Origin of the sequence: Kribbella sp. NPDC026596, assembly GCF_040638415.1 — a bacterium.
Taxonomy (GTDB): domain Bacteria; phylum Actinomycetota; class Actinomycetes; order Propionibacteriales; family Kribbellaceae; genus Kribbella.
The window spans coordinates 48,576-70,917 of sequence record NZ_JBEZYF010000033.1; the positions used below are offsets into that span (position 1 = coordinate 48,576).

The window sequence follows — 22,342 nt, forward strand, 5'->3', positions numbered from 1 at the left end:
CGCGTCCTCCTGCCGAGGCTGATAGGTGCTCATGGGAACGGGATCGGGACGCCGGGCAGCTCGTCCGCGCCCAGGTCCCACGGGGTGAGGATCCGGAGCGTGCGCAGCTGCGGACGGAACTGGCTGTCGTAGTCGCCCAGACCGCCGTTCGTCGCCGGGCTTCCGGTCGGGGCCGGGACCGCACCCCCGGTGCACGCCGCGAGGTTTGGTACTGGTGCGGGCGTGTTCGAGCAGCGGACACCACGGTCCAGCAGCGGGCTGGTGGCCAGCAGGTGGTAGTCACCGGTCAGCCCGACCGGCGGGTCGGCGCCGGTGATGGTGACCGCCGCGGTCTGCGGATCGAGCCGCGACCCGGACACCGTCAGCTCCAGCGTGAACGGGGTGACGAAGGCCGGGGCGGTACCGATCAGGTTGCCCTGGCCGCCGGGTACCGCGTGCAGGACGCCGTCCGGTCCGAGGATCTGCCCGTTGGTCAGGTCGGAGTACCGCGGGACGAACGTGTCGGCGTTGTTCGTCGTACCGTGCACCTCGAAGTCGATGAAGCCCTGGTCCACCAGCGTGGAGCCCGGGCCGAAGCCGGTCAGGGTGAACGCGTTGTTGTTCCAGAAGATGTCGTTGAACTGGGCCACCGGGCGGGAGAAGTCCGGCCGGGTCGCCGCGTTCGGGTACTGCGCGACGTACCGGGCGTCGTTCTGCCAGAGCGGATCGTTGCCCTCGGAAGCGAGTCCGGCCGAGTGCGGCTCGCCGATCGCGGAGTTCTCCGACGAGGCGGTGGCCACGTTGTTCGCCACGGTGTTGTTGATGATCCGGACGTTCGAGGAGTCGTCCAGCATCATCGCGCCGCCGATGTCGGCCGACCCGTTGTCGACGATCATGTTGTCGCGGATGTTGATCACGCCGTCGAGCGCGTCGAGGACGAACACGCCACCGCCGTCGTCACCGGAGTAGTTGCTCTGGATCAGATTCTTGTCCAGTGACACCTGGCCCGTGCCGTCGCCGAGCCCGCCGCCGACCGGCAGTTCGGACTCGATCGCGACGCCCGCGCCGGAGTCGACGGAGTCGTTGTAGTAGATCTGGTTGTCGTGGATGTTCCCGCCGGTGCTGAGCCCGATGTGGGAGATGCCGGCGCCGTAGTTGACGCTGAAGTTCGAGCAGACGATGTTGCCCGTGACCTCGTAGTTGTTCGAGCCGTAGAAGATGCCGAGCCCACCGGCCTGGGTCAGGCCGCCGTTGCCGAGCAACCGGTTGTTCGCCACCTTCACGGTGAAGTTGTGGCTGGCGTGGTCGTACGGCTGGCCGATCCCGATGCCACCGGCAACGACGCCGGCGTTGTTCTCCAGCACGTTGTTGGTGAGCTGCTCGTTGTTGATCGACGCCTGCAACTGGATGCCGCCGGCACCTTCGCCCGAGCCACCGGTCATCAGGGCGACACCGTCGATCCGGGACCGGTTGAACTCGATCTGGTTGACCGCGGTCGTCGTACCCGCGAGGTCGTACGCCGTCGCCGTCTTCGCGACCACGGTGACATCGGCACCCCGCAGGACGGGATGGGCCGCGTCGACGTACGGAGCGTTGGCCGCGATGGTGGCGTCGTACGCGGTCGCGTTCTGCTGGAAGTAGCGGCCGTCGATAACCGAGCCGAGGACGTGGAAGCGCGGGTCCTCCGGGTCGCGGGCCTGGAACTCGTGCGCTCCGATGATGCCGCCCGGGCCGACGCCCTGGATCTTCAGCGGCTTCCAGACCAGCACGTTCTCGTTGTACGTGCCGGGCTTCAGCACCAGCAGGCTGCGTGCCGGGGCGGCGTCGATGGCGGCCTGCAGTTGGTGACCGGTGAGCGTCGGCGCGGCGACGTTCACGACGTTCGGGTTGTAGTTGATGCCGCCGGACGATCCGGTGACGTGGACGGTGATGCCGTTCGCTGTCGGCACGCCGCCGTTGGCGTTCGACGTGATCAGGGTCAGATGCTTCGGTCCCGGCCTGAACGTCAGGCCGAAGGCCGGGATGCGGATCTGGACCTGATCGGGTACGCCGGTGGTCCCCGAGGTACCGGGTGTCCAGCTGACGATGCCGCCGTTGGCCCGGGTCAGCGTCACCGACGAGCCGGTGCGGTCGTCGGTCAGGGTTGCCCGGACTCCGGTCGCGCCGGTAGCGGTGCCCTGCGCGCCGATGAAGTCGGCCTGGATCGTCATCACCTGGCCAGCCGTGCGAACGGGAGTGTCGACCTGCAGCAGTTCGGGTCGTGCCGGTACGGCGGGATCCTCACAGCCGGTGCCGGAGATCGGGTCCAGCGGCAAGTCGAGCTGGGTGGTCAGACCCGGCCAGGCCTCGGCCGGAGTCGTTGCCGTGAGCAAGTTCGGGTTGTAGGTGGGGTTCGGTGCCGTCTTCGAGCCGGGGTCGTCGACCTTGACGAGGTACATCCCGGGGCACGGTCCCTGTGGGATCGGGCAGTTGAGGGTCTCGGTGGACGGGACCAACGCCTCGAACGAGCCGTCCGGGCTGGTCTTCACCGTGGTGAGCAGCCGCCAGTTGTTGGCGTCGTACGGCAGGTTCACGTTGCCGCCAGGGCCGGCGGTGTCGACCCGGGCGTAGATACCGACCGGGATGTTGCCGATCGGCCGCGGCTCGCCGTACCACGGCGACTGCGGGTTGCGCTCGAAGTAGATGTCGTTGAACACCTGGCCGACCAACCGGCCGGGCTCGGCGACATCACCGGTGCGGGTGTCGGCCGGGTCCGTCCCGTTGGGGTCGGTGCGGAAGTTCGTCATCAGGTTGAAGTCGGCGTTGGCGTTCTGGCTGTTCTGCAGCACGACCAGGCGCTTGTCGCACAGCGGTGCGTGCGCACCGGCCACGCCGAAGTAGTTGCTCCGGGTCACCAGGGTCGACTGGTCGATCACGTGGTCGTCACCGGTGCACGGCGGCGGCGGGATGGCCGGCGTGAAGTGGTTGCCCAGGTCAACGTTCACGTCCTCTTCGCGGACCGGGCGGTACAGGCAGCCGGTGCCGTCGCCGGGGAGTGAACCCTTGGCGTGGCTGACCCGCTGCGAGGCGCCGGCCGGGTTGCACTCCCGGCTGTCGGTGGTGTCGGTCGGCATCACCACGTGGGTGATGTAGGTGCCGGCCACCAGCGCGGTCGGCTGGGTGTTGCCGGTGCACGTGCCGTCGTCGGCGGTCAGGTCGTAGCCGGTCGGGCAGTAGTCGGCGAAGGCGTAGCCGCCGTCGAACGCGCCGTCCTTGGTCTGCTCACCGGTGATCGGGACCTCGAGACAGTTCGGCCCGATGTCCGGGTTGAGGTCCGCACTGATGTCTGCGCCGGCCGCATTGCGAACCGAACAGCCAGGCGCGTACGTTGCCGGGTCGGTCGGCGGCGTACCACTGGGCTGGACCCAGTGATCAGTGACGTACTTGTTCACGATCACGTCGTCGGCGGTGTTCGGCAGGCCGTCCGTGCCGAGCGTCTCCAGGTACACGGTGACGTCGGGGATGGCCGGCTCGTAGTCCTCGTGCGCCTGGAAGCGGGCGTCGAACTCGTTCCGGGTGGTCGAGAAGTAGGTGATGCCGACGATCTGGCCCGGCGTACCGGCCGGGTAGTCCGTCTTGCCCCAGTCGACGGTGGCGCGGTGGCCTTCGGTCAGCAACTGGTTGGTGAGCAACGCCCCGCCGAGGTCGGTCGGGATCGGCGTGACCACGCTCGGGTCGAACTCGTCGTGCTGCGACGCGCCGCTGACCCCGAAGCGGGCGAAGCCCTGCTCGTTGACGATCCAACGACCCAGCGGACCGCCTTCCGCGGTCGGGTACTGGTAGTAGCCCGAGGGATCGGTGAAGGTGGCTTCCTTGATCGAGCCGTCCCGCCAGCGCTGGTCCATGTCGGTGTTCGCGATACCTGGCTCACCGGGATCCCTGATCTGGTTGCCGTTCAGGTCCTTGTAGACATGACCGTCCAGCCAGCCGAACCAGCGGGACACGCCGACGCCGTGCTCGTCCGGGTGGATCGGGTCGGGATCCTCGACCGCGACGGTCCCACCGGCGGGGACAGTGACCGGCAGGATCCGCATGATGTAGCTCAGCTGCTCGTCCCACAGCGACAGGTTGTAGCTGCCGGCCGGCACGTTCTGGATGTCGAAGTTGCCGTCGCCGTCACCCTGGCCGATGAACACGGTGCGGTCGGTGCTGCTGTCGCTCAGGGCAACGAACGGGTTCGCGACCGGCTCGCCGAGCGTCAACTGGTCGAACGGAGGCCAGCCCTGCCAGTTGCGCGCCGTACCGGTGATCTCGCCGGTGCCCGGAGTCGCGAACGGTTGTGGTGCGCAGACGAAGCCGAACCAGTACGCCGTCCGTGCTGTCGGCGGCTCCCACAATTGCTCGCCGGGCGCACCGGTCCCGTCGGCACCCTCTTCCGTCGGCGCCTGCAACTGCAGACCGCCGTCGATCGTGGTGGTTTGGTACCAGCGGCTGTCGGGATCACTGTTGCACGGGCGGTCCGGTGGATGGACGTCGATGAAGTACGTCGCCGGACCGAGGTTGTCGACCAGGCTGAAGCCGTCGCCGTTGGTCAGGCAGAGTCCACCGCACAGCGGCTGGTTGTTGTAGTCGACCGTGACCGCGTTGTGGGTCTGTTCCTCGAGGCCGATCTGGAACCCGGACAGGCCGGCTTCCTCGGTGTCGGGAGCGCCGTTCGCCCAGGCGTTGTCCTCGAACACGAAGACGCGGATCTTGCCGAGTGGCAGCGGGTGCTCGTCGCTTTGCACGGTCAGGTCGACGCGTGCGGTCAGTGATCCGTCCGCGGCGGCGTCGGCGGGCAGGTTGATGTACTTGCCCCACATCTTGTGGTCGAGCGCGCGCACCGAGATCAAGTATCGCCCGGCCGGCAGGGTGACCGTGGTGCGGGTCTGGTCGCCTTCGCGGACGATCGGGCTGTTGCTCTCGGTGTTGAGCGCCTTCGGGTCGTTCGGCAGCTTCGTGTTGTCGAGGTTGATGATGTAGCTGAAGTTCGCCAGCGGATTGCCGGTGGGGAAGTCGCGCGCGTCGACGGTGACCGAGCAGCCCGCCGCGGGACAGGCGGCAGCCGCCTGGGCCTTCGGCACCGATCCGGTGAGGGCGGCCAGCCCGGGGAGGGTGGCGGCGATCAGGCCGAGGACCGCGACCCGGGCCACCACCGCCCGGGTACGGCGGATCAGCCGGAACGGTCGACCGACACGGTTGGTCGAAGCTGCAGACATCAGAACCACCCTCCTGGCGGCACGACCTGAGCAGGCTGCCGCCTGGCGCCTGGACATCTGTGGGTGATCATCCGGCCGTCCGGCGCGTCCGGCGGGTTCCATGACGGCTCTGTCATCCGCAGGTCATCCGGCGGTCATCTGCCCGCGCTCGGCGGATGACGGCCCGGTCATGAAATGACGGTCGCGTCATGAACCGGAGCAGACCGGCGCGACGGTTCCTATCGTCGAACTGCCGGCGCGGTGTCCCAGGATCCAGGCAGTGTCCCAGGATCCAGCACAGGGCCGGCAGTGAGGGGGAGCCAGTGCGGCGCCGCTGTCTGCTGATGCTTGCCGGCGTGCTTCTCCTCTGCGCACTGCCGTCGGTCGCGGTCGCACACACCGAACTGGTCCGGTCAGACCCGGCCGACGGCACCGTGCTCGCGGAGTCCCCCGGGCTGGCCCGGCTGTGGTTCAGCGGCGATATCGCGGCGGCCCGCAGTACGGCGCGTCTGGTCGACGAGCACGGCGTCACGGTTGCCGGAACCGAGGTCGTCAAAGGCTCTGGCGATCCGCGGGCGATCGCGGTCGAACTGCCCAGCCTGGCAGTCGGCTCGTACGGCCTGCTGTGGGTGGCCGTGTCGGCGCGCGACAGTCATACGACCAGTGGGACCGTGACCTTCGCGATCGGGCACTCCGGAGCCTTGCTGCCGGCAACTGCATCCGGTGACTCGGGTGGTTTGGTCGGGCGGTGGATCTGGCTGCTGGCGCTGGCTGGTGTGGTTGGGCCGGTCGCGGTGGCTGTCTTCGTTCTTCGCCGGCCGATGGACCCCACCGCGGTTGCTGCGCGCCGTCGGCTGGTTGTGACGGCTCTGGTGTCCGCACTGATCGCGATGGCCCTGCAGCCGTCGTTGGCTCGCGTGATCACGCTGATCGTCTTCTGCTTGCTGGTCGCGCTGGTGCTGATCGGGCGACTGGCTCACGCGGCTCTCTTGTTGCCGCTCGTCGTACTCGCGTGGCTCGAGGCTCTCGGCAGTCATGCGGCCGCTCTGCCGGAAGGACGGCTCTTCGCGTTACTTGCTGATGCCGTCCACGCGTTTGCCGGACTGCTGTGGCTGGGTGCGGTTCCTGCGTTGCTCGTCGTCTTCTGGCGTCGCCCTCGCGGGGAGCTGGCGCGACAGCTCAGAGGGCCGTTCTCAGTCATGGCGGCGGGCAGTGTCCTGCTCGTCCTGGCGTCCGGGCTCTACAGCGCAGGTCTCGAGGTCGCCACGCCCCGCAGCCTCGTCGCCACGTCGTACGGCCGGCTGCTGCTGGTGAAGACCGGGTTGCTCGCGACTATCGGCGTCCTGGGGCTGCTGAACGCGTGGCGGTTGCGCCGGCGGTCCGTCCCGGTTCGCACGATCGCTGTCGAGAGCGGTGTCGGAGCAGTGCTCTTGGTTGCGGTCGCGGCCCTGGTCGGGTCGGCTCCCCCGGTGAGTCCGCCGTCCGACGTCGCCTCCGCGGTGACGCGCACTGGCTTCGTGTCGGATCTGGTGGTCACGGTGTCAGCGACCCCGAACCGACCGGGAGTGAACTGGTTTACGGTGCTCGCGGACAGCAGTCGCCGGCCCGCACCGGCTCCGCTTGCGAGTGTCGACCTGCGCATCGGCGATCAGACCGTCGTACTGCAGCGGCTGACCACGACTCGCTACTTCGCTACGTATCGGGCCGGTACGGCGGGTGCCGTGCGGATGGTCGCCGTACTGCATCGGGGTGGTCAGGAGTACGCCGTACCGCTCGACTGGCAGGTGTCGTCGCCTGCGGTCCGGCCGGCGCCGGGGCGGAGGCTGGCGCCGTACACGGATGTCGCGGCGTTGTTGCTGCTGGAGCTTGGGGTCGTGGCTGGTGCTTGGTGGCTCGTTCGGGGTCCGGGAGGTTCACGATGAGGTCTGTAGCGGTTGCAGTCGTCGCATCGCTGGCATTGTCCGGCTCGGCGTTCGCCGCGCCGGTGTCCGATCCGTTCGTCGACGTCATCGTGGTGATGAAGTCGCAGGCGGCCCCCACGATCGCCACGCCGGATCGGCGGGAGCGGATTCGTCAACTGGAGAAGGCGTTGCGGGACCATGCCAACACGACGCAGCGCGGTGCCCGCGACCTGCTCGCCGTACGGCAGAAGCAGGGCCGCGTGACGTCGGTCGTGCCACTGTGGATCACCAACGCGATCGGCGCCCGGGTGCGCGCGAGTGTGGCAGCCGAGTTGGCGCATCGGCCGGATGTCCGCGAGGTCCGGCCCAGTACGACGATTGAGGCACCGTCCGCGGCCGCTGCGACGACTGTGGAGCCGAATCTCACCCAGGTGAACGCACCGGCACTGTGGGACCTCGGCTACCGCGGTCAAGGCATGGTCGTGGCTTCGATGGACACCGGCATCGACATCAGCCACCCGGAGCTCGCCGCGCGCTGGCGTGGCGGCAGCAACAGCTGGTACGACCCGAACGGGCAGCACCCGGCGACGCCGATCGACCTGATCGGTCACGGTACCCAGACGATGGGCGTGATGGTCGGCGGCGACGGTGGCGGCTCCGCGATCGGGGTCGCGCCGGATGCGCGCTGGATCGCGGTGAAGATCTTCAACGACCGCGGGCAGGCAAGCTCGACGGCTATCCATCTCGGCTACCAGTGGCTGCTCGACCCGGACGGGAACCCAGCGACCGCCGACGCGCCGAATGTGGTGAACAACTCGTGGACGATGACGGCCGGCAGCTGCAGCCTCGAGTTCCAGGCGGACCTGCGCAACCTGCGCACGGCCGGAATTCTCCCGGTCTTTGCCGCCGGCAACTACGGACCGACGGCCGGTACGTCGGCCAGCCCGGCGAACAACCCGGAGGCGCTCGCGGTCGGCTCGGTCGACGGGAACGGGCTGATCGACCCGTACAGCAGCCGTGGACCGTCGGCCTGCACCCAGGGGACCTATCCACAGCTGGTTGCTCCCGGCACGGATATCCGCACGACCGACCTGTACGGCGGCTATCTGGACGTCTCGGGGACCTCCCTGGCCGCACCACACGTCGCCGGCGCACTGGCCCTTCTGCTTCAGGCCTCCCCCGGATTGTCCGCCGATCGGCAGCAGGCGGCGCTGCAATCGGGTGCAGTCGACCTCGGCCCGACGGGGGCGGACAACGACTACGGCTCCGGCCGGCTCGACGTCGTGGCGTCGTACAACTGGTTGCAGAGTACGCCGGACTTCAGCGTGGCCGTGACGCCCGCAGCGGTCAGCGTTCTGCCGGGTGGAACCGCCACGTACACCGTGACGATCACGAGCAGTGGGGGTTTCAGCGGTGATGTCGCGCTCTCGGTCAGCGGACTGCCCGGGACCTTCAACCCACCCGTGGTGGTCGGTGGTGCTGGGACCTCTGTGCTCACGGTGACCGGCCCGGCGAGCACCGGCACGAACTCGCTCGTCATCACCGGCACGAACGGCCAGGTGAGTCGTACGGCGACCGCATCGCTGACGGTCGTGCCGCCGCCGGACTACGGTCTCACCGCTACTCCGAGCAGTCGGACGGTGAACGCCGGGGCGTCCACGACGTACAGCGTCTCGGTCGCTCCCACCAACGGCTTCGCCGCAGATGTGGCGCTGACCGCCACCGGACTCCCGGCGACCGTGGGCTCAGCCGCGATGAGCCCGACGGTCGTCCATGGCAGCGGTACGGCGCAGCTCGCCGTCACCACCTTGGCGTCAGCACCCGCTGGGACCTACCCCATCACCGTGTCAGGCGTGAGCGGCACCCTCAGCCACTCGGTCGTGGTGAACCTGGTCGTCAACCGGCCGGACTTCGCGCTAACGATCAGCCCGTCCTCGGTCACAGTCACGCGGCCGTTCACCGCGACCTACTCCATCGGAGTGTTCTCGACCGGAGGCTTCACGGGCTCAGTGGCACTGAAGGTGTCGGGCCTACCGCCGAACACGTCCGCGAGCTGGATCGGCACACCGGTATTCCCGCCAGGAAGCGCCACGCTGAAGGTGAAGACCACGGCAAGCACACCCCGCGGCACCTACACCCTGAAGGTCACCGCCACCAGCGGATCCCTGACCCACCAGACAACAGCAACCTTGCTGGTGCGCTGAGCCCCGGAGTTCACTCAGCGTCAATCTGTAGACACGTGACGTATATGCCGTAGAGCGGTCTGGATGTCATGGTCGTGATCGTTCGTTCCCGCCCCCTTGAAAGAGCGACACATGAGCGATCTCGCTTCCGCCCCATCCCCCCGACCCCGACGTGCGCGCCGCTGGCTCGGCGTGCTGCTCGGCACTGCCCTGCTGACGGTCACCTCCGCGGCAGCGGCGTACGCGGCTCCGCCTCCGTCCCTGCCCCAGAACGCCGGTGGCTACGAGCAGTCGTTCTCGCCGGCCTACGACTACGACGGCGACGGGTGCTACGCCACCCCCGCCATCGGAGCGGACGGCACCCTCAACCCCGGGCTCAACCCGACCGGCGCCGTCAACGGCAATTGCCGGGACCAATCCGACCTGGACAACAGCCAGACCTACGCCCGCTCCAAGTGCAACAACGGGTGGTGTGCGGTCGTCTACGCCAGCTACTTCGAGAAGGACCAGGCCGTGGCCGGCAGCGGCCTCGGCGGGCACCGGCACGACTTCGAGCACGTCATCTCGTGGATCAACCAGGCGTCCAACCAGGTCGAGTACGTGACCACGACGCAGCACAGCAGCCAGGTGACCTATGCGAGGTCGCAGGTGCGCTTCGACGGGTCACACCCGAAGGTCGTCTACCACAAGGACGGCGCGAGTACGCACTTCTTCCGGCTGGCCAACAGCAATGACGAACCGCCGGAGAACCACTACCACAACTGGCGGTACCCGCCGATCGTCGATTGGACCGGCTGGCCCAGCACTGGGCTCCGGGACATCCTGATGAACGCCGACTTCGGCTCCGCCACGATCAAGATCACCGACAACGACGACCGGTTCCGCAACCTCCTGAACGCCTCCAAGCCCAGCGGCATCCCCTTCGACCCCTGGGCCTGACGCAGCAGGACCAGCCGTCGGCCTATCCGGGCCGCCGGCTGGTCCGAAGCTCTGGAGTGGTGCCAGGCGTGCTGACAGCCCGGCGGCACCAGTGCGGCGGCGGCGTCTTTGGTCAGGAGACGCAGCCGCCGCAGCTGCATCGGTTGCTCGCAGCAAATATTTCTTTCCCGATCCGACCCATCCGCCGGTACGACGACCCCGAATCCCTGGCTGTCAGCCGTGAGCGATGCCGCTCACGCCCTCACCAGGAAAGAGATCGTCATGTCACGAAAGATCGTCCGCGCCGGCCTCGCCGCGTCTGCTCTGGCCCTCGTCCTCGCGTCGGCGGCGTGTGGCAGCAGCGATGACAACAGCTCATCCAGCTCCAGTTCGTCCTCGACGACCACGAGCAGCACGCCCTCGGCGTCCGCGTCGATGGACGATGCGGCCGCCGGCCTCGTCGGGCCTGGCTGCGCCGACTACGCCAAGGCGAACCCCAACGGCGCCGGCTCCATCGACGGCATGGCCGCCGCACCGGTGGCCACCGCCGCCTCCGGCAACCCGCTGCTGACCACCCTGGTCGCCGCGGTCTCCGGCAAGCTGAACCCGAAGGTCGACCTGGTGTCGACGCTGAATGGCGGCGAGTTCACCGTCTTCGCCCCGGTCGACACCGCGTTCGCGAAGATCCCGGCCGCCACGATCAACACGCTGAAGACGAACGACGCGCTGCTCTCGAAGATCCTCACCTACCACGTGGTCGCCGGTCAGCTCGACCCGATGGCCGTCGTCGGCAAGCACGCGACCGTGGAGAAGCAGGAGGTCACCGTGACCGGCTCCGGCAACAGCCTCAAGGTCAACGGCGCGAACGTCATCTGCGGCGGCGTCAAGACCGCCAACGCGACCGTCTACCTGATCGACTCCGTCCTGATGCCGCCGGCCGCCTGACCAGCAGCACCGGACGACCGCAGTCCCGGGCCGGTGTCATCGACCGACAGTTGCCGATGGCACCGACCCGTCTCCAGGTCCTCGACGATGCAGGAGCAGGGTCATGTCACTGATGTCGCACCGGCGGATCCGCGCTATGGGAGGCCGCCGGCGGATCCGGGCCGCCGCGGGTGGGCTTGCCGCCGCCGTCGCCGGACTGGGTCTGGGCGAGCTGACCGCGGCGCTGGCCGGTGGCACGTCGCCGGTGGTCGGGGTCGGGACGCAACTGATCGACCTCGCGCCCGGGCCGGCCAAGGACTGGGCGGTGAAGAACCTCGGCACCGCCGACAAACCGATTCTCGTCGGCGGTGTCCTGTTCGCAGTGGTGGTGTTCGCGCTGGTGGCCGGTGCCGTCGGCGCATCACGCCCCCGCGTCGCGGTCGGCCTCACGGTCGGCTTCGGTGCGCTGGCAATCCTCGCGGCCGCCACGGGACGTACGCTGGCGGCCGATCCGTTCACCCGGCTGCTGCCCGGCGTGGTGACTCTGATCGTCGCCACGGGCGGCATGATCCTCATCCTCAAGGCCCTCGGCCCAAACGTTCCGGAGACGAGCAAGACAGAGCCTGCGTCCGGCGTACCAGGCTTCGATCGGCGGCGGTTCCTGACGACGGCGATGGCGCTCGGCGTCGCGGGCGCGGCCGGAGTGGTGAGTTCGCGGCTGGTGCCGGGGGGCGTCGACGAGGCGACTCGCAGGGCGGTCAGGATTCCGGCGCCGGGCAGTCCTGCTCGCGCGCTCCCGAGCGGAGTGTCCGCGGATGTGGCCGGGGTGAGCCGGTTCATGACGCCGAACAAGTCGTTCTACCGGGTCGACACGCTGCTCACGGTCCCGAAGGTCGACCCGCGGAACTGGGAGTTGCGTGTCCACGGCATGGTCGACCGGGAGCTGCGGCTGAGCTTGGCCGACCTGCTCGACCGGCGCCTGGTCGAGCGCGACATCACGCTCACCTGTGTCTCCAATGAGGTCGGCGGCCCGTACGTCGGGAACGCTCGCTGGATCGGCGTACCGATCGCGGAGATCCTCCGCGAGGCCGGCGTCCGCACGGGTGCGGACGCGGTGAAGTCCACGAGTGTCGACGGTCTCACCATCGGTACGCCGCTGGCGGCCCTGACCGACGGGCGGGACGCGATGTTCGCGGTCGCGATGAACGGTGAGCCGTTGCCGTTCGAGCACGGCTTCCCGGTGCGGATGGTGGTGCCGGGGCTGTACGGGTACGTCTCGGCGACCAAGTGGATCGTCGACTTCGAGGTCACCCGGTTCGCCGACTTCAGCGCGTACTGGACCGACCGCGGCTGGGCCGTCGAGGCGCCGATCAAGACCGCGTCGCGGATCGACGTACCGAAAGGGTTCGCCACGATCAAGGCCGGGCCGGCGGTCGCGGCCGGCGTGGCCTGGGCCCAGCACCGCGGCATCGCCAACGTCGAGGTCCAGGTCGACAACGGCCCCTGGCAGCCGGCGACGCTCGCGGACGAGGCCTCGATCGACACCTGGCGGCAGTGGACGTTTCGCTGGCACGCGACGCCGGGCAATCACAAACTCACCGTCCGGGCCACCGACGGCGAGGGGAAGCTGCAGACCGCCGATCGTGCGGCGCCGCGTCCGAACGGATCCAGCGGCCTGCACAACACCGTGGTGATGGTCGAGTAGCCCAGGGTTGGTCAGATGGTGGGGGTCAGGCCGCCGTCGATGACGATGTCGGCGCCGACGAGGTTGCCGGCCCGGTCGCTGGCTAGGAACACGACCAGGTCGGCGACCTCCTCAGGACGGGTGAAGCGGCCGGAGGGGGATGCCGCGGCGGCCTGGGCTGCGACATCGCCCGGTTGGGCACCGACAGCTCCACCGACCGTTTCCGCGACACCGCCGGCACCCAGCCACAGATCGGTCGCCACCGGTCCAGGGCTGACCGTGTTCACCCGAACGCCTCGGGGCGCCAGTTCCTTGGACAGCGACTTGAAGAAGCTGAGGCACGCGGCCTTGGCAGCGCTGTAGTCCACCACCAGTGGATCCGGCAGCGTCGCGTTCACCGAGCACACCGTGACGATCGCGCCCGCCCGCTCGAGCAGAACCGGCAGCGCAGCGCGAGTCGTCCGCACGGCCGACAACAGGTCGAGATTCAGCGTCTCGAGCCAGTCCTCGTCGGTGACCGAGGCGACTCCGGCCGGCCGTGGGCGTACGGCGCCGACGTTGTTCACCAGGATGTCGAAACCACCGGCCCGCGCGACCGCCTCGTCCACGAGCCGGGCCGGCCCCTCCGCCGTACCGAGGTCGATGGCCACGGCCTCGACCGGCAACGAGCCGAGCTCTCCGCCGACCGTCCGGGATCCGGTGATGACCTTGACGCCCTCGGCCAGGAGCGACCGTGTCGTCGCCAGCCCGATTCCCTTGCTGGCACCGGTGACGAGTGCCGTCTTACCGCTCAGGTGAAGATCCATGACCCCACCATGCGGCATGTCAACCGCTGCTCGGTCACCCGGGGTCGGGGAGACCGAGTACTGCGCCGAGCCGGGCCAACTGGTGATCGAGGTGAGCGGGGAACTGGGTGATGGTGTTGGTGAACTGGCCGAACTGTTCGAGGCTGACCAGACCACACAGGGAGGAGAACGCGAGGAGGCCGCGGGCGAGCACCTCGGGGGCAAGGTCGCCGGGTAGGGCTGGGCGCAGTCGGTCCAGCTCGCGGTGGAGAGCTGTCGTCATCGGAGGATCGTCCGGGGTCGGCCTGAGCTGCGCGTCGGCGAGGAGGCTGAGTAGCAGGAGGGGCACGCGGCTGCCGGCGGCCGTGGTCCGCTCTGGGGGCGCGTGGTAGCCGGGAACCGGGCTGCCGTAGAGCAGTGCCCATTCGGCTGGGTTCGCGACCGCCCACCGGCGTACGGAACGTCCGATGGCCAGCCAGCGACGGCCGAAGTCGTCGCGGCGGCAGCGGGACTCCGCAGCCTCCACCGCGTCACCGAAGGCGTTGTAGGACTCCTCGATCAGCAGTGTGAGCAGCTCGTCCCGGCTCGGCACGTAGCGGTACATCGCCGACGAGACCAGCCCGAGCTCGCGCGCGACCGCCCGCAGGGACAGGCCGGCCGCGCCTTCGCTGGCCAGCTGCTCGTGCGCGATCCGGAGGATATCGGCCATCGTCTCCCGATGCCGGCGCTGCCGCGAGGTCTCCGTCATCGGCTCATTGTCGCGCGCGGCGCCGACCGGTGGCAAATTCAGAGAGCACTGCTCTTGCTTTTGCCGACGGAATCACCCACACTGGAAGCAAGAGAGAGCACTGCTCTCGGAAAATGTGAGGGGTGTAGGACGATGAACGAGCTCTGGCGCTGGAGCAACCTCGGCCTGGCCTTCGGCATGGAGATCGCCGGGCTCGGCATCTTCGCCTGGTGGGGCTGGCGCACTGGCGACAACATCGGACTGCGGGTGCTGCTGGCGATCGGCCTGCCGCTGATCGCCGCGGTCACCTGGGGACTGTTCGCCGCACCGACCGCCGACTACGGCAGCCCGGTGGTGACGACCGTCGTCAAGGTCGCGTTCTTCGGCCTGGCCGGTCTGGCCCTGTGGAGCCTCGACCACCGAGTCGTGGCCGCCACCTTCGTCCTCACGGTCGCCGTGAACCTCATCATCATCCAGGCCGGCAACCTCAACCCCGACAGCCCGGCGGCGACCTCGAGCACGATCAGCCGCTGACCGCGCGGACCGCCACGGGGGCGGCGGTCGCCTGTACGACGTCGTCGGCCGTGACGCCCGGCGCGAGTTCGACCAGGTCGAAGGCGTTGGAGGCGACGTCCAGTACGGCGAGGTCGGTGATGACTCGGTGGACGACGCGGCGGCCGGTGAGTGGAAGGGTGCAGGTGTCGACGAGTTTGGCGGCGCCGGCTCGGGTGCGGTGCTCCATCAGGACGATCACGCGGCGCGCGCCGCTGACCAGGTCCATCGCGCCGCCCATGCCCTTGACCATGGCGCCGGGGACCATCCAGTTCGCGAGGTCGCCGTACCGCGAGACCTGCATGCCGCCCAGGATCGCGACGTCGACATGGCCGCCGCGGATCATCGCGAAGCTGGTCGCGGAATCGAAGTACGACGCTCCCGGGACGACCGTGACCGTCTGCTTCCCGGCGTCGATCAGGTCCGGGTCGACGTCCTCGTCGTACGGAAAGGGCCCGACGCCGAGGATGCCGTTCTCGGCCTGCAGGGTGACGGCCGAGCCGATCGGCAGGTGGCCGGGGACGAGCGTCGGCAGGCCGATGCCGAGGTTCACGTATTCGCCGTCGGAGAGTTCGGTGGCCGCGCGGGCCGCCATCTCGTCGCGGGACCAGGGCATGGTCAGGCCTCCGTTCGCGGCCGGGTGGTGCGCTTCTCGATGCTCTTGCGCGCGGCCTGCTCAGCGGTGAGTGGTACGACGCGCTGGACGAAAACGCCGGGCAGATGGATCCGGTCCGGCTTCAGCACGCCGACATCGACAACCGCTTCGGCCTCGACGATCGTCAGCCGGCCTGCCATCGCGGCGACCGGGTTGAAGTTGCGCGCGGCCGCATGGAAGACGCAGTTGCCGGCCCGATCGGCGACCGCGGCCCGGACCAGCGCGACGTCGGTGACGATCGCTTCCTCGAGGACCATCTCGCGGCCCTGGATCGTCCGGACCTCCTTGGCCGGCGAAGCCACCGCCACCGTCCCGTCTGGGCCGTAGCGCCACGGCAGGCCGCCTTCGGCGACCAGCGTGCCGACGCCGGTCGGGGTGAAGAACGCGCCGATGCCCGCACCGCCGGCGCGCAGCCGCTCGGCCAGCGTGCCCTGCGGTGTCAGCTCGACATGCAGTTCGCCGGCCAGGTACTGACGGGCGAACTCCTTGTTCTCCCCGACGTACGACGCGATCACGCGGCTGATCCGGCCTTGCTCGAGCAGCAACCCGAGCCCGGCGCCGTCGACGCCACAGTTGTTCGACACCACGGTCAGGTCGCGGGCGCCGTGCTCGAGCAGCGCCTCGATCAGGAACCACGGAATGCCGGCCAGCCCGAATCCCCCGACCGCGAGGCTGGTCCCGTCAGGCAGGTCCGCGACCGCCTCGGCGGGCGTCGCGACGACCTTGTCCACACTCATGCGTCAGCCTCCTGGAGATGGGCGATGACAGCCGGCGTCACCAGATCGGGTCGTTGCGCCGAGGCCAGGTGTGCGGCATCAGGTACGACGAGAAGCTTGCCGTTGGCAACTGAGGTGGCGATGCGCTCCAGCTGCCAGGGCGGCGTGGCCGGGTCGTCGGCACCGGCGATCGCGAGGGTCGGCGCGCTGATCGCCGGGAGGTCGTCGATCAGGTCCATCGTCGCGATCACCTCACAGCAGGCCGCGTACCCCTCGGCCGGCTGCGACGCGACCATCCGCTCGGACTCCGCGCGTACCTGCGGATGCTCGGCCAGCCAGGCAGGCGTGAACCATCGCTGTACGACGGACTCCGCGACGGCAGTCGTACCTTTCGCGCGGACGAGCTCAGCGCGATCGGTCCACAGCGAGGGCGGATCGAGCCGGGCGCCGGTGCAGAGCACCACGAGCCGATCGACTCGGTCGGGATTGCGCGCCGCCAGTCGCAGGCCGGTCATGCCGCCGAGCGAGAGCCCGACGAGGTGCGCTCGCTCGACGCCGAGGTCGTCAAGCAGCGCGATGACGTCATCGGCGAGGTCGTCGATGGTGTAGGGACCGGGCGGTTCCGGGGAACGGCCGTGGCCGCGGGTGTCGAAACGGACGACGCGGAACTGCCGCTCCAACTCGGCGAGGTTGGCGTCCCACATCTCCCAGGTGGAGCCGAGCGAGTTCGCCAACAGCACAGTCGGCGCATCGGGCCGACCGCTGACAAGGTGAGCGACCGTACTCACCGAACAGCCTCGAAGACGGCTGCGATGCCCTGGCCGCCGCCGATGCAGATGGTTTCGAGCGCGTAGCGGCCGTCGCGGCGGTGGAGCTCGTGAGCGAGTGTGGCGAGGATCCGCGCGCCGGTCGCACCGAGCGGGTGGCCGAGCGAGATGCCGGAGCCGTTGGGATTCAGGCGTTGGTCGAGAGGGTCGATCTTCCACTCGCGCAGGCAGGCGAGGACCTGCGCGGCAAAGGCCTCGTTCAGCTCGATCAGGTCGAGGGCGTCGAGGGTGAGATCGGCGCGCGCGAGGGCCGCGGCGGTGGCGGGGACCGGACCGATGCCCATCACCTCAGGTCCCACACCGGCGACCGCCCAGGAGCGCAAGGCGACGAGTGGACGGAGACCGCGGCGTTCAGCCTCGTCCCGGGTGGTGACGATGCAGAGCGCGGCGCCGTCGTTCTGGCCGCTCGCGTTACCGGCGGTCACCGTGGCGTCAGGGTCGGTCTTGAGCATGACCGGGCGCAGAGCGGCCAGGCCTTCGAGGGTGGTGTCAGGTCGCGGATGCTCGTCGGCCGTCACCACAGTGGTGCCACGCCGACCCGGCACCTCCAGCGGGACGAGCTCGTCGGCGAAACGACCCTCGGCCTGGGCGGCCACCGCGCGTTGATGTGACCGGAGCGCGAACTCGTCCTGCTCCTCGCGCGAGATCCCGTACTCGCGTCGTACGTTCTCGGCCGTCTCGACCATGCCGCCTGGGACCGGGTGGTGCTTGCCCCCGGCCGTCTCGCGGGCGCGGATCAGACGGTCGTGCAGCTCGACGCCGCCGCGGACGCCGGTCCGCAGGCCGAGGGCGTAGTGCTCGACCTGCGACATGGATTCGGCGCCTCCGGCAACAACCAGCCCGGCCGCCCCGGTGGCGACCATGCCGGCGGCGTACATCACAGCCTGCAGCCCTGAGCCACACCGGCGGTCAACCTGAAGGCCGGGCACCGACGTGCCGAGCCCCGCGTCGAGCGCCGCGATCCGGCCGATCGCCGGTGCTTCACCGTTCGGGTAGCACTGGCCGAGGACGACGTCGTCGACATCTCCTTCGCGCAGGCCGGTCCGGCGTACCAGCTCGGCGAGCGCGGCGGTGGCCAGGTCGGCCGCGGACAGCGCGGACAGCGCACCGCCGAAGCGTCCCACCGGAGTACGGATCGGCTCGCAGATCACCACGTCGCTCATGCCCTCGACGGTAGGCCGAGGAGACCGATATGGAGAAATACTCATTTACGCTCGATCGAGACTCTGCAAGTATGAATCATGGAACTGCGCCATCTGCGGTACTTCGTCGCCGTCGCCGAGGAGCGCCACTTCGGCCGCGCCGCCGCACGCCTGCACATGGCCCAGCCACCGCTGTCCCAGCAGATCCGCCAGCTGGAGACCGAGCTCGGCCTCCAGCTGCTCCGGCGTACGACGCGACGCGTGGAGCTCACCGCCGCCGGTGAGGCCTACCTCGTGCGGGCCCGCCAGATCATCGCCGCGGTCTCGTCGGCCGCGGGCGAGGCGCAACGGGTCGCGGCCGGGCTGCAAGGGCGACTGGTGATCGGATGCGTCGGCTCGGCGACGTACAGCCTGCTGCCGCAGCTCGTCCGGACGTTGCGCGACGAGCTGCCGGACGTCGAGGTCTCGGTCCAGGGCGAGATGCTCGCTCCCGACCAAGTCGGCGCGCTGCTGGCCGGGCGGATCGACCTCGGCCTGCTCCGCCCGCCGGTCGACGACGATGCGCTGCGGCTCGAGGTGCTGCGGGCTGATCGGCTCATCGTCGCGGTCCCCGACGGACATCACCTCGCAACGCGTGAACGCCTGCGACTGAAGGAGCTAGCCGGCGAGGACTTCGTCATCCACGCCGGCGGTGGACGGTCGGTGATGCACGACACCGTGCTCGCGCGTTGCCGGGAGGCGGGCTTCGAGCCGCGGATCCGGCACGAGGTCGCCGAGACGTCGACGCTGGTCACTTTCGTCGCGGCCGGACTGGGAATCGCCGTGGTGCCCGCGCCGGTCGCCGAGCTCAACGTCCCGGGGGTGACCTATCGGCCGCTGGCCGGCAAGGCCACCGTCGAGCTGGCCGCGGCGACTCGCGCCGACGACGATGCGCCGGCCCTCCACCGAGCACTCGCGGTCGTGACCGCGCTGGCTTAGAAACTGTGCTTGCTTAAAAGAAGCCGTCGCGCGGAGCGGCTTCGACCCGACGCGTGTTGCCAAGCAGACGCAGGTCTTCGGCGACCGCCGCGGCGGTGTCCCGCATGAGCGGGATGACCTTCTCGACGATCTGCTCCGCACTCATCCGCCCCACGGTCGTGGAGTAGGCGAGCGCCGCGAGTACGCCGCCATCCGGTGCGCGGACCGGGACCGCGGCCGACAGCAGCCCGTCCTCGAGTTCCGACTCGACCACGGCGTACCCGTCCTTCCGAACCTGGTGGAGCGCGTCCCGGTACGCCGTCGGATCGGTGATCGTGCGTTGCGCCAGCCGCTGCAGTCCGGCCGCGATGACCGCATCCACGACCGACGCGTCCGCCCACGCGGTCAGCACCCGCCCCATCGACGTCGCGTGCGCCGGCACCCGGCTACCCACGTCGACGGAGACACTCATGATCCGGCGCACCTGGACACGGGCGACGTACACGACATCGGTTCCGTCGAGCTGGGCGAGGGACGCGGACTCCTGGGTCGCCTCGGCCAGCCGGAGCAGATGCGGTTGCGCGGTCTCGACGAAGCTGTGCGTGGCCGCGTAGTGCTGGCCGATCGTCAGCACCCGTGGCGTCAGGGTCCACCGGCTCCCCGTCGCCGCGACGTACCCGAGCCGCTGCAGCGTCAGCAGGATCCGGCGGACGGCGGGACGCGACAACCCGGTCGCCGTCGCGACCTCGGCCAGCGTCGGATTCGGCCGCTCGGCGTCGAACGCGAGCAGTACGGCGAACCCGCGCTCGATCGACTGCACGTAATCGCGCTCGCTGCCCTCCCCAGTCATGCGGGCCATCCTTCCACGAAATGTTGTTGAGCTCTTGACAGTCGACCGCGCGAGCTCCATGGTCTTGTCGTACGCCAAGCGTACGTGCTGTACGCAGAGCGTACACCCTGGAGGTGACCGCAGATGGACCCGCGAGAGCTCCGCAACGCGTTCGGCCAGTTCGCCACCGGCGTGACCGTGGTGACGTGCACGAGCGACGAAGGCCGCCCGCACGGCGCCACCGTCAACGCCTTCACCGCCGTCTCACTCGAGCCGGCGCTGGCCCAGGTCACGCTGAACCGGACCGCGAAGGCGTGCCAGTACCTGGCCGGCAAGCCGTTCGCGATCAACGTGCTCGCCGACGACCAGCTCGACGTCGCCTGGCACTTCGCCGGGCGCCCCTCCGACCCAGCTCCGGGCTGGGTCGACGGCCCACTCGCTCCGCTACTCGAGGGCACGGCCACGACGATCTCGTGCCGGCCGTGGCGGACGTACGACGGCGGCGACCATCTCATCGTGATCGGTGAGGTGACCGCGGTCGACATCACCGCCCGGGACCCGCTGCTGTTCCACGGCGGCCGGTTCCGCTACCTCGGCCCGGTCGAGACCCATTGGTCGGGCTCGATCGACTGCCCGGACCGCGGCTGGTTCGACGCTGTGCTTTTGGCCGGGCCTTCGGCGCCGGCAGGGTCATGGGGCCTTGGCTCCCGGCCTTCCCTCGTCGCTCCAGTCGCTTCGCTCCCTCCACTCCTCAGTTCAGGCCGGGAGGCCCCATGACCACGACGCAGAACACCCCAGTCCAGCAAGCCACCACCACCACGACGCGCCCGATGACCGGCGCCGAGTACCTCGACTCGATCCGCGACGATCGTGAGATCTGGATCTACGGCGAACGGGTCAAGGACGTCACCGAACACCCCGCGTTCCGCAACCCGGCCCGGATGACGGCACGTTTGTACGACGCCCTGCACGACCCGGCCACCAACGACGAGATCACCGTCCCGACCGACACCGGCAACGGCGGCTACACGCACCCGTTCTTCCGGACCCCGCACAGCTCGGCGGACCTGCAGAAGGACCGGGTCGCGATCGAGCACTGGGCTCGCCAAACCTGGGGCTGGATGGGCCGCAGCCCGGACTACAAGGCCAGCTTCCTCGGCACGCTCGGCGGCAACACCGACTTCTACGCGCCGTACGAGGAGAACGCGAAGCGCTGGTACAAGGAGTCGCAGGAGAAGGTCCTGTACTGGAACCACGCGATCATCAACCCGCCGGTCGACCGCAACCTGCCGCCCGACGAGGCCGGCGACATCTTCATGCGGGTGGAGAAGGAGACCGACGCCGGCGTGATCGTGTCCGGCGCGAAGGTGGTGGCGACCGGCTCGGCGATCACCAACTACAACTTCATCGCGCACTACGGGCTGCCGATCAAGAAGAAGGAATACGCCCTGATCTGTACGGTGCCGATGAGCGCTCCTGGTGTGAAGCTCATCTGCCGGCCGTCGTACACGATGCAGGCCGACGTGATGGGCAGCCCCTTCGACTACCCGCTGTCCAGCCGGCTGGACGAGAACGACACCATCTTCGTCTTCGACAAGGTGCTGGTGCCGTGGGAGAACATCTTCCTGTACGGCGACGTCGACAAGATCAACGGGTTCTTCCCGCAGTCCGGGTTCATCCCGCGGTTCACCTTCCACGGCTGCATCCGGCTGTCGGTGAAACTCGACTTCATCGCCGGACTGTTGCTCAAGGCCCTCGAATGCACGGGCAGCAAGGACTTCCGCGGCGTGCAGACCCGCGTCGGTGAGGTGATCGGCTGGCGCAACCTGTTCCGGTGCATGGCCGACGCGATGGCGCTCAACCCCGACCCGGGCCCGAACGGGTCCGTGCTGCCGAAGCTCGATTACGGCCTGATCTACCGCCAGTTCATGATCACCGGCTACCCGCGAGTGAAGGAGATCATCCAGCAGGACGTGGCGTCCGGCCTGATCTACCTGAACTCCAACGCGGTCGACTTCAAGACCCCCGAGGTGCGTCCGTACCTGGACCGCTTCGTGCGCGGATCGAACGGGTACGACGCGGTCGAGCGCACCAAGCTGATGAAGGCCCTGTGGGACGCGGTCGGTACCGAGTTCGGCGGCCGCCACGAACTGTACGAGCGCAACTACTCGGGCAACCACGAGAACGTGAAGGCCGAGATCCTGTTCGCCGCCGAGGCCCAAGGCGAGACCGCGGCGATGAAGGGCTTCGCCGAGACCATGCTCGCCGAGTACGACCTGGACGGCTGGACCGTTCCGGACCTGATCAACCCGACCGACGTCAGCCGGATCCCGAACCGCTGATCTCG

Annotated in this window: 17 protein-coding genes; 9 read left to right on the forward strand and 8 right to left on the reverse strand. The window is 69.1% G+C overall.

Features of this window, described 5'->3' with window-relative positions; genetic code table 11:
* Window positions 1-29 precede the first annotated feature (29 nt).
* Window positions 30-5,216 (reverse strand): hypothetical protein, encoded by a 5,187-nt coding sequence (locus AB0E63_RS25900; protein WP_360371292.1) that lies wholly within the window; start codon window positions 5,214-5,216, stop codon window positions 30-32.
* 302 nt (window positions 5,217-5,518) lie between these two features.
* Here AB0E63_RS25900 and AB0E63_RS25905 point away from each other — a divergent pair, with 302 nt between their 5' ends.
* The 5 genes from AB0E63_RS25905 (at window position 5,519) to AB0E63_RS25925 (ending at window position 12,826) form a co-directional block, all read left to right on the forward strand.
* The gene (locus tag AB0E63_RS25905; protein WP_360371295.1) at window positions 5,519-7,117 is read left to right on the forward strand and encodes a copper resistance protein CopC; all 1,599 of its coding nucleotides are present in this window, start codon (window positions 5,519-5,521) and stop codon (window positions 7,115-7,117) included.
* The gene (locus tag AB0E63_RS25910) at window positions 7,114-9,300 is read left to right on the forward strand and encodes a S8 family serine peptidase (RefSeq protein WP_360371298.1); all 2,187 of its coding nucleotides are present in this window, start codon (window positions 7,114-7,116) and stop codon (window positions 9,298-9,300) included. Before AB0E63_RS25905 ends, AB0E63_RS25910 begins: the two co-directional genes overlap by 4 nt.
* 111 nt (window positions 9,301-9,411) lie before the next feature.
* Window positions 9,412-10,218, forward strand: coding sequence for an NPP1 family protein (locus tag AB0E63_RS25915; protein WP_360371301.1), 807 nt, complete (start codon window positions 9,412-9,414; stop codon window positions 10,216-10,218).
* A gap of 261 nt (window positions 10,219-10,479) precedes the next feature.
* Window positions 10,480-11,142 (forward strand): fasciclin domain-containing protein, encoded by a 663-nt coding sequence (locus AB0E63_RS25920; protein ID WP_360371304.1) that lies wholly within the window; start codon window positions 10,480-10,482, stop codon window positions 11,140-11,142.
* Window positions 11,143-11,245: 103 nt separating this feature from the next.
* A complete protein-coding gene (locus tag AB0E63_RS25925; RefSeq protein ID WP_360371307.1) occupies window positions 11,246-12,826 on the forward strand; it encodes a molybdopterin-dependent oxidoreductase in 1,581 nt (526 codons plus the stop codon).
* An 11-nt stretch (window positions 12,827-12,837) separates the two neighbouring features.
* On the opposite strand, the gene AB0E63_RS25930 is transcribed toward AB0E63_RS25925, so the two are convergent.
* Together AB0E63_RS25930 and AB0E63_RS25935 are read right to left on the reverse strand one after the other, a co-directional pair.
* Complete coding sequence (locus AB0E63_RS25930) at window positions 12,838-13,611, reverse strand: SDR family oxidoreductase (RefSeq protein ID WP_360371310.1); 774 nt, start codon at window positions 13,609-13,611, stop codon at window positions 12,838-12,840.
* 34 nt (window positions 13,612-13,645) lie between these two features.
* Window positions 13,646-14,338, reverse strand: coding sequence for a TetR/AcrR family transcriptional regulator (locus AB0E63_RS25935; protein ID WP_360371313.1), 693 nt, complete (start codon window positions 14,336-14,338; stop codon window positions 13,646-13,648).
* Between the two features lie 132 nt (window positions 14,339-14,470).
* Between AB0E63_RS25935 and AB0E63_RS25940 the strand changes: the two genes are divergently transcribed.
* Window positions 14,471-14,851 carry a YrdB family protein gene (locus AB0E63_RS25940; RefSeq protein ID WP_360371316.1) on the forward strand — a complete coding sequence of 127 codons (381 nt, stop codon included), beginning with the start codon at window positions 14,471-14,473 and terminating at the stop codon, window positions 14,849-14,851.
* On the opposite strand, the gene AB0E63_RS25945 is transcribed toward AB0E63_RS25940, so the two are convergent.
* The 4 genes from AB0E63_RS25945 to AB0E63_RS25960 are packed head-to-tail and all read right to left on the reverse strand — an operon-like array spanning window position 14,841 to window position 18,230.
* Window positions 14,841-15,485 (reverse strand): 3-oxoacid CoA-transferase subunit B, encoded by a 645-nt coding sequence (locus AB0E63_RS25945; RefSeq protein ID WP_360371319.1) that lies wholly within the window; start codon window positions 15,483-15,485, stop codon window positions 14,841-14,843. The genes AB0E63_RS25940 and AB0E63_RS25945 overlap by 11 nt on opposite strands.
* Before the next feature lie 2 nt (window positions 15,486-15,487).
* Complete coding sequence (locus AB0E63_RS25950) at window positions 15,488-16,261, reverse strand: CoA transferase subunit A (protein ID WP_360371322.1); 774 nt, start codon at window positions 16,259-16,261, stop codon at window positions 15,488-15,490.
* A complete protein-coding gene (gene pcaD, locus AB0E63_RS25955) occupies window positions 16,258-17,028 on the reverse strand; it encodes a 3-oxoadipate enol-lactonase (RefSeq protein WP_360371325.1) in 771 nt (256 codons plus the stop codon). Before pcaD ends, AB0E63_RS25950 begins: the two co-directional genes overlap by 4 nt.
* Window positions 17,025-18,230 carry an acetyl-CoA C-acetyltransferase gene (locus AB0E63_RS25960; protein ID WP_360371328.1) on the reverse strand — a complete coding sequence of 402 codons (1,206 nt, stop codon included), beginning with the start codon at window positions 18,228-18,230 and terminating at the stop codon, window positions 17,025-17,027. Before AB0E63_RS25960 ends, pcaD begins: the two co-directional genes overlap by 4 nt.
* A 78-nt stretch (window positions 18,231-18,308) precedes the next feature.
* On the opposite strand from AB0E63_RS25960, the gene AB0E63_RS25965 reads away from it, so the two are divergent.
* On the forward strand, window positions 18,309-19,187 hold the full coding sequence (locus AB0E63_RS25965) for a LysR substrate-binding domain-containing protein (RefSeq protein WP_360371331.1): 879 nt from the start codon (window positions 18,309-18,311) through the stop codon (window positions 19,185-19,187).
* A 13-nt stretch (window positions 19,188-19,200) separates the two neighbouring features.
* On the opposite strand, the gene AB0E63_RS25970 is transcribed toward AB0E63_RS25965, so the two are convergent.
* A complete protein-coding gene (locus tag AB0E63_RS25970) occupies window positions 19,201-20,016 on the reverse strand; it encodes an IclR family transcriptional regulator C-terminal domain-containing protein (RefSeq protein ID WP_360371334.1) in 816 nt (271 codons plus the stop codon).
* A gap of 123 nt (window positions 20,017-20,139) precedes the next feature.
* On the opposite strand from AB0E63_RS25970, the gene AB0E63_RS25975 reads away from it, so the two are divergent.
* Both AB0E63_RS25975 and AB0E63_RS25980 read left to right on the forward strand, forming a co-directional pair.
* Window positions 20,140-20,772, forward strand: coding sequence for a flavin reductase family protein (locus AB0E63_RS25975; RefSeq protein WP_360371337.1), 633 nt, complete (start codon window positions 20,140-20,142; stop codon window positions 20,770-20,772).
* A complete protein-coding gene (locus AB0E63_RS25980) occupies window positions 20,769-22,337 on the forward strand; it encodes a 4-hydroxyphenylacetate 3-hydroxylase N-terminal domain-containing protein (RefSeq protein WP_360371340.1) in 1,569 nt (522 codons plus the stop codon). The genes AB0E63_RS25975 and AB0E63_RS25980 overlap by 4 nt, the downstream gene beginning before the upstream one ends.
* Window positions 22,338-22,342 lie beyond the last annotated feature (5 nt).

What these genes read in the sequence shown, in the direction of transcription:
- AB0E63_RS25900 (WP_360371292.1), bottom strand. Translation starts at nt 5,216, where the DNA reads ATGTCTGCAGCTTCGACCAACCGTGTCGGTCGACCGTTCCGGCTGATC.
- AB0E63_RS25910 (WP_360371298.1), top strand. Translation starts at nt 7,114, where the DNA reads ATGAGGTCTGTAGCGGTTGCAGTCGTCGCATCGCTGGCATTGTCCGGC.
- AB0E63_RS25915 (WP_360371301.1), top strand. Translation starts at nt 9,412, where the DNA reads ATGAGCGATCTCGCTTCCGCCCCATCCCCCCGACCCCGACGTGCGCGC.
- AB0E63_RS25920 (WP_360371304.1), top strand. Translation starts at nt 10,480, where the DNA reads ATGTCACGAAAGATCGTCCGCGCCGGCCTCGCCGCGTCTGCTCTGGCC.
- AB0E63_RS25925 (WP_360371307.1), top strand. Translation starts at nt 11,246, where the DNA reads ATGTCACTGATGTCGCACCGGCGGATCCGCGCTATGGGAGGCCGCCGG.
- AB0E63_RS25930 (WP_360371310.1), bottom strand. Translation starts at nt 13,611, where the DNA reads ATGGATCTTCACCTGAGCGGTAAGACGGCACTCGTCACCGGTGCCAGC.
- AB0E63_RS25935 (WP_360371313.1), bottom strand. Translation starts at nt 14,338, where the DNA reads ATGACGGAGACCTCGCGGCAGCGCCGGCATCGGGAGACGATGGCCGAT.
- AB0E63_RS25940 (WP_360371316.1), top strand. Translation starts at nt 14,471, where the DNA reads ATGAACGAGCTCTGGCGCTGGAGCAACCTCGGCCTGGCCTTCGGCATG.
- AB0E63_RS25945 (WP_360371319.1), bottom strand. Translation starts at nt 15,485, where the DNA reads ATGCCCTGGTCCCGCGACGAGATGGCGGCCCGCGCGGCCACCGAACTC.
- AB0E63_RS25950 (WP_360371322.1), bottom strand. Translation starts at nt 16,261, where the DNA reads ATGAGTGTGGACAAGGTCGTCGCGACGCCCGCCGAGGCGGTCGCGGAC.
- AB0E63_RS25960 (WP_360371328.1), bottom strand. Translation starts at nt 18,230, where the DNA reads ATGAGCGACGTGGTGATCTGCGAGCCGATCCGTACTCCGGTGGGACGC.
- AB0E63_RS25965 (WP_360371331.1), top strand. Translation starts at nt 18,309, where the DNA reads ATGGAACTGCGCCATCTGCGGTACTTCGTCGCCGTCGCCGAGGAGCGC.
- AB0E63_RS25970 (WP_360371334.1), bottom strand. Translation starts at nt 20,016, where the DNA reads ATGACTGGGGAGGGCAGCGAGCGCGATTACGTGCAGTCGATCGAGCGC.
- AB0E63_RS25975 (WP_360371337.1), top strand. Translation starts at nt 20,140, where the DNA reads ATGGACCCGCGAGAGCTCCGCAACGCGTTCGGCCAGTTCGCCACCGGC.
- AB0E63_RS25980 (WP_360371340.1), top strand. Translation starts at nt 20,769, where the DNA reads ATGACCACGACGCAGAACACCCCAGTCCAGCAAGCCACCACCACCACG.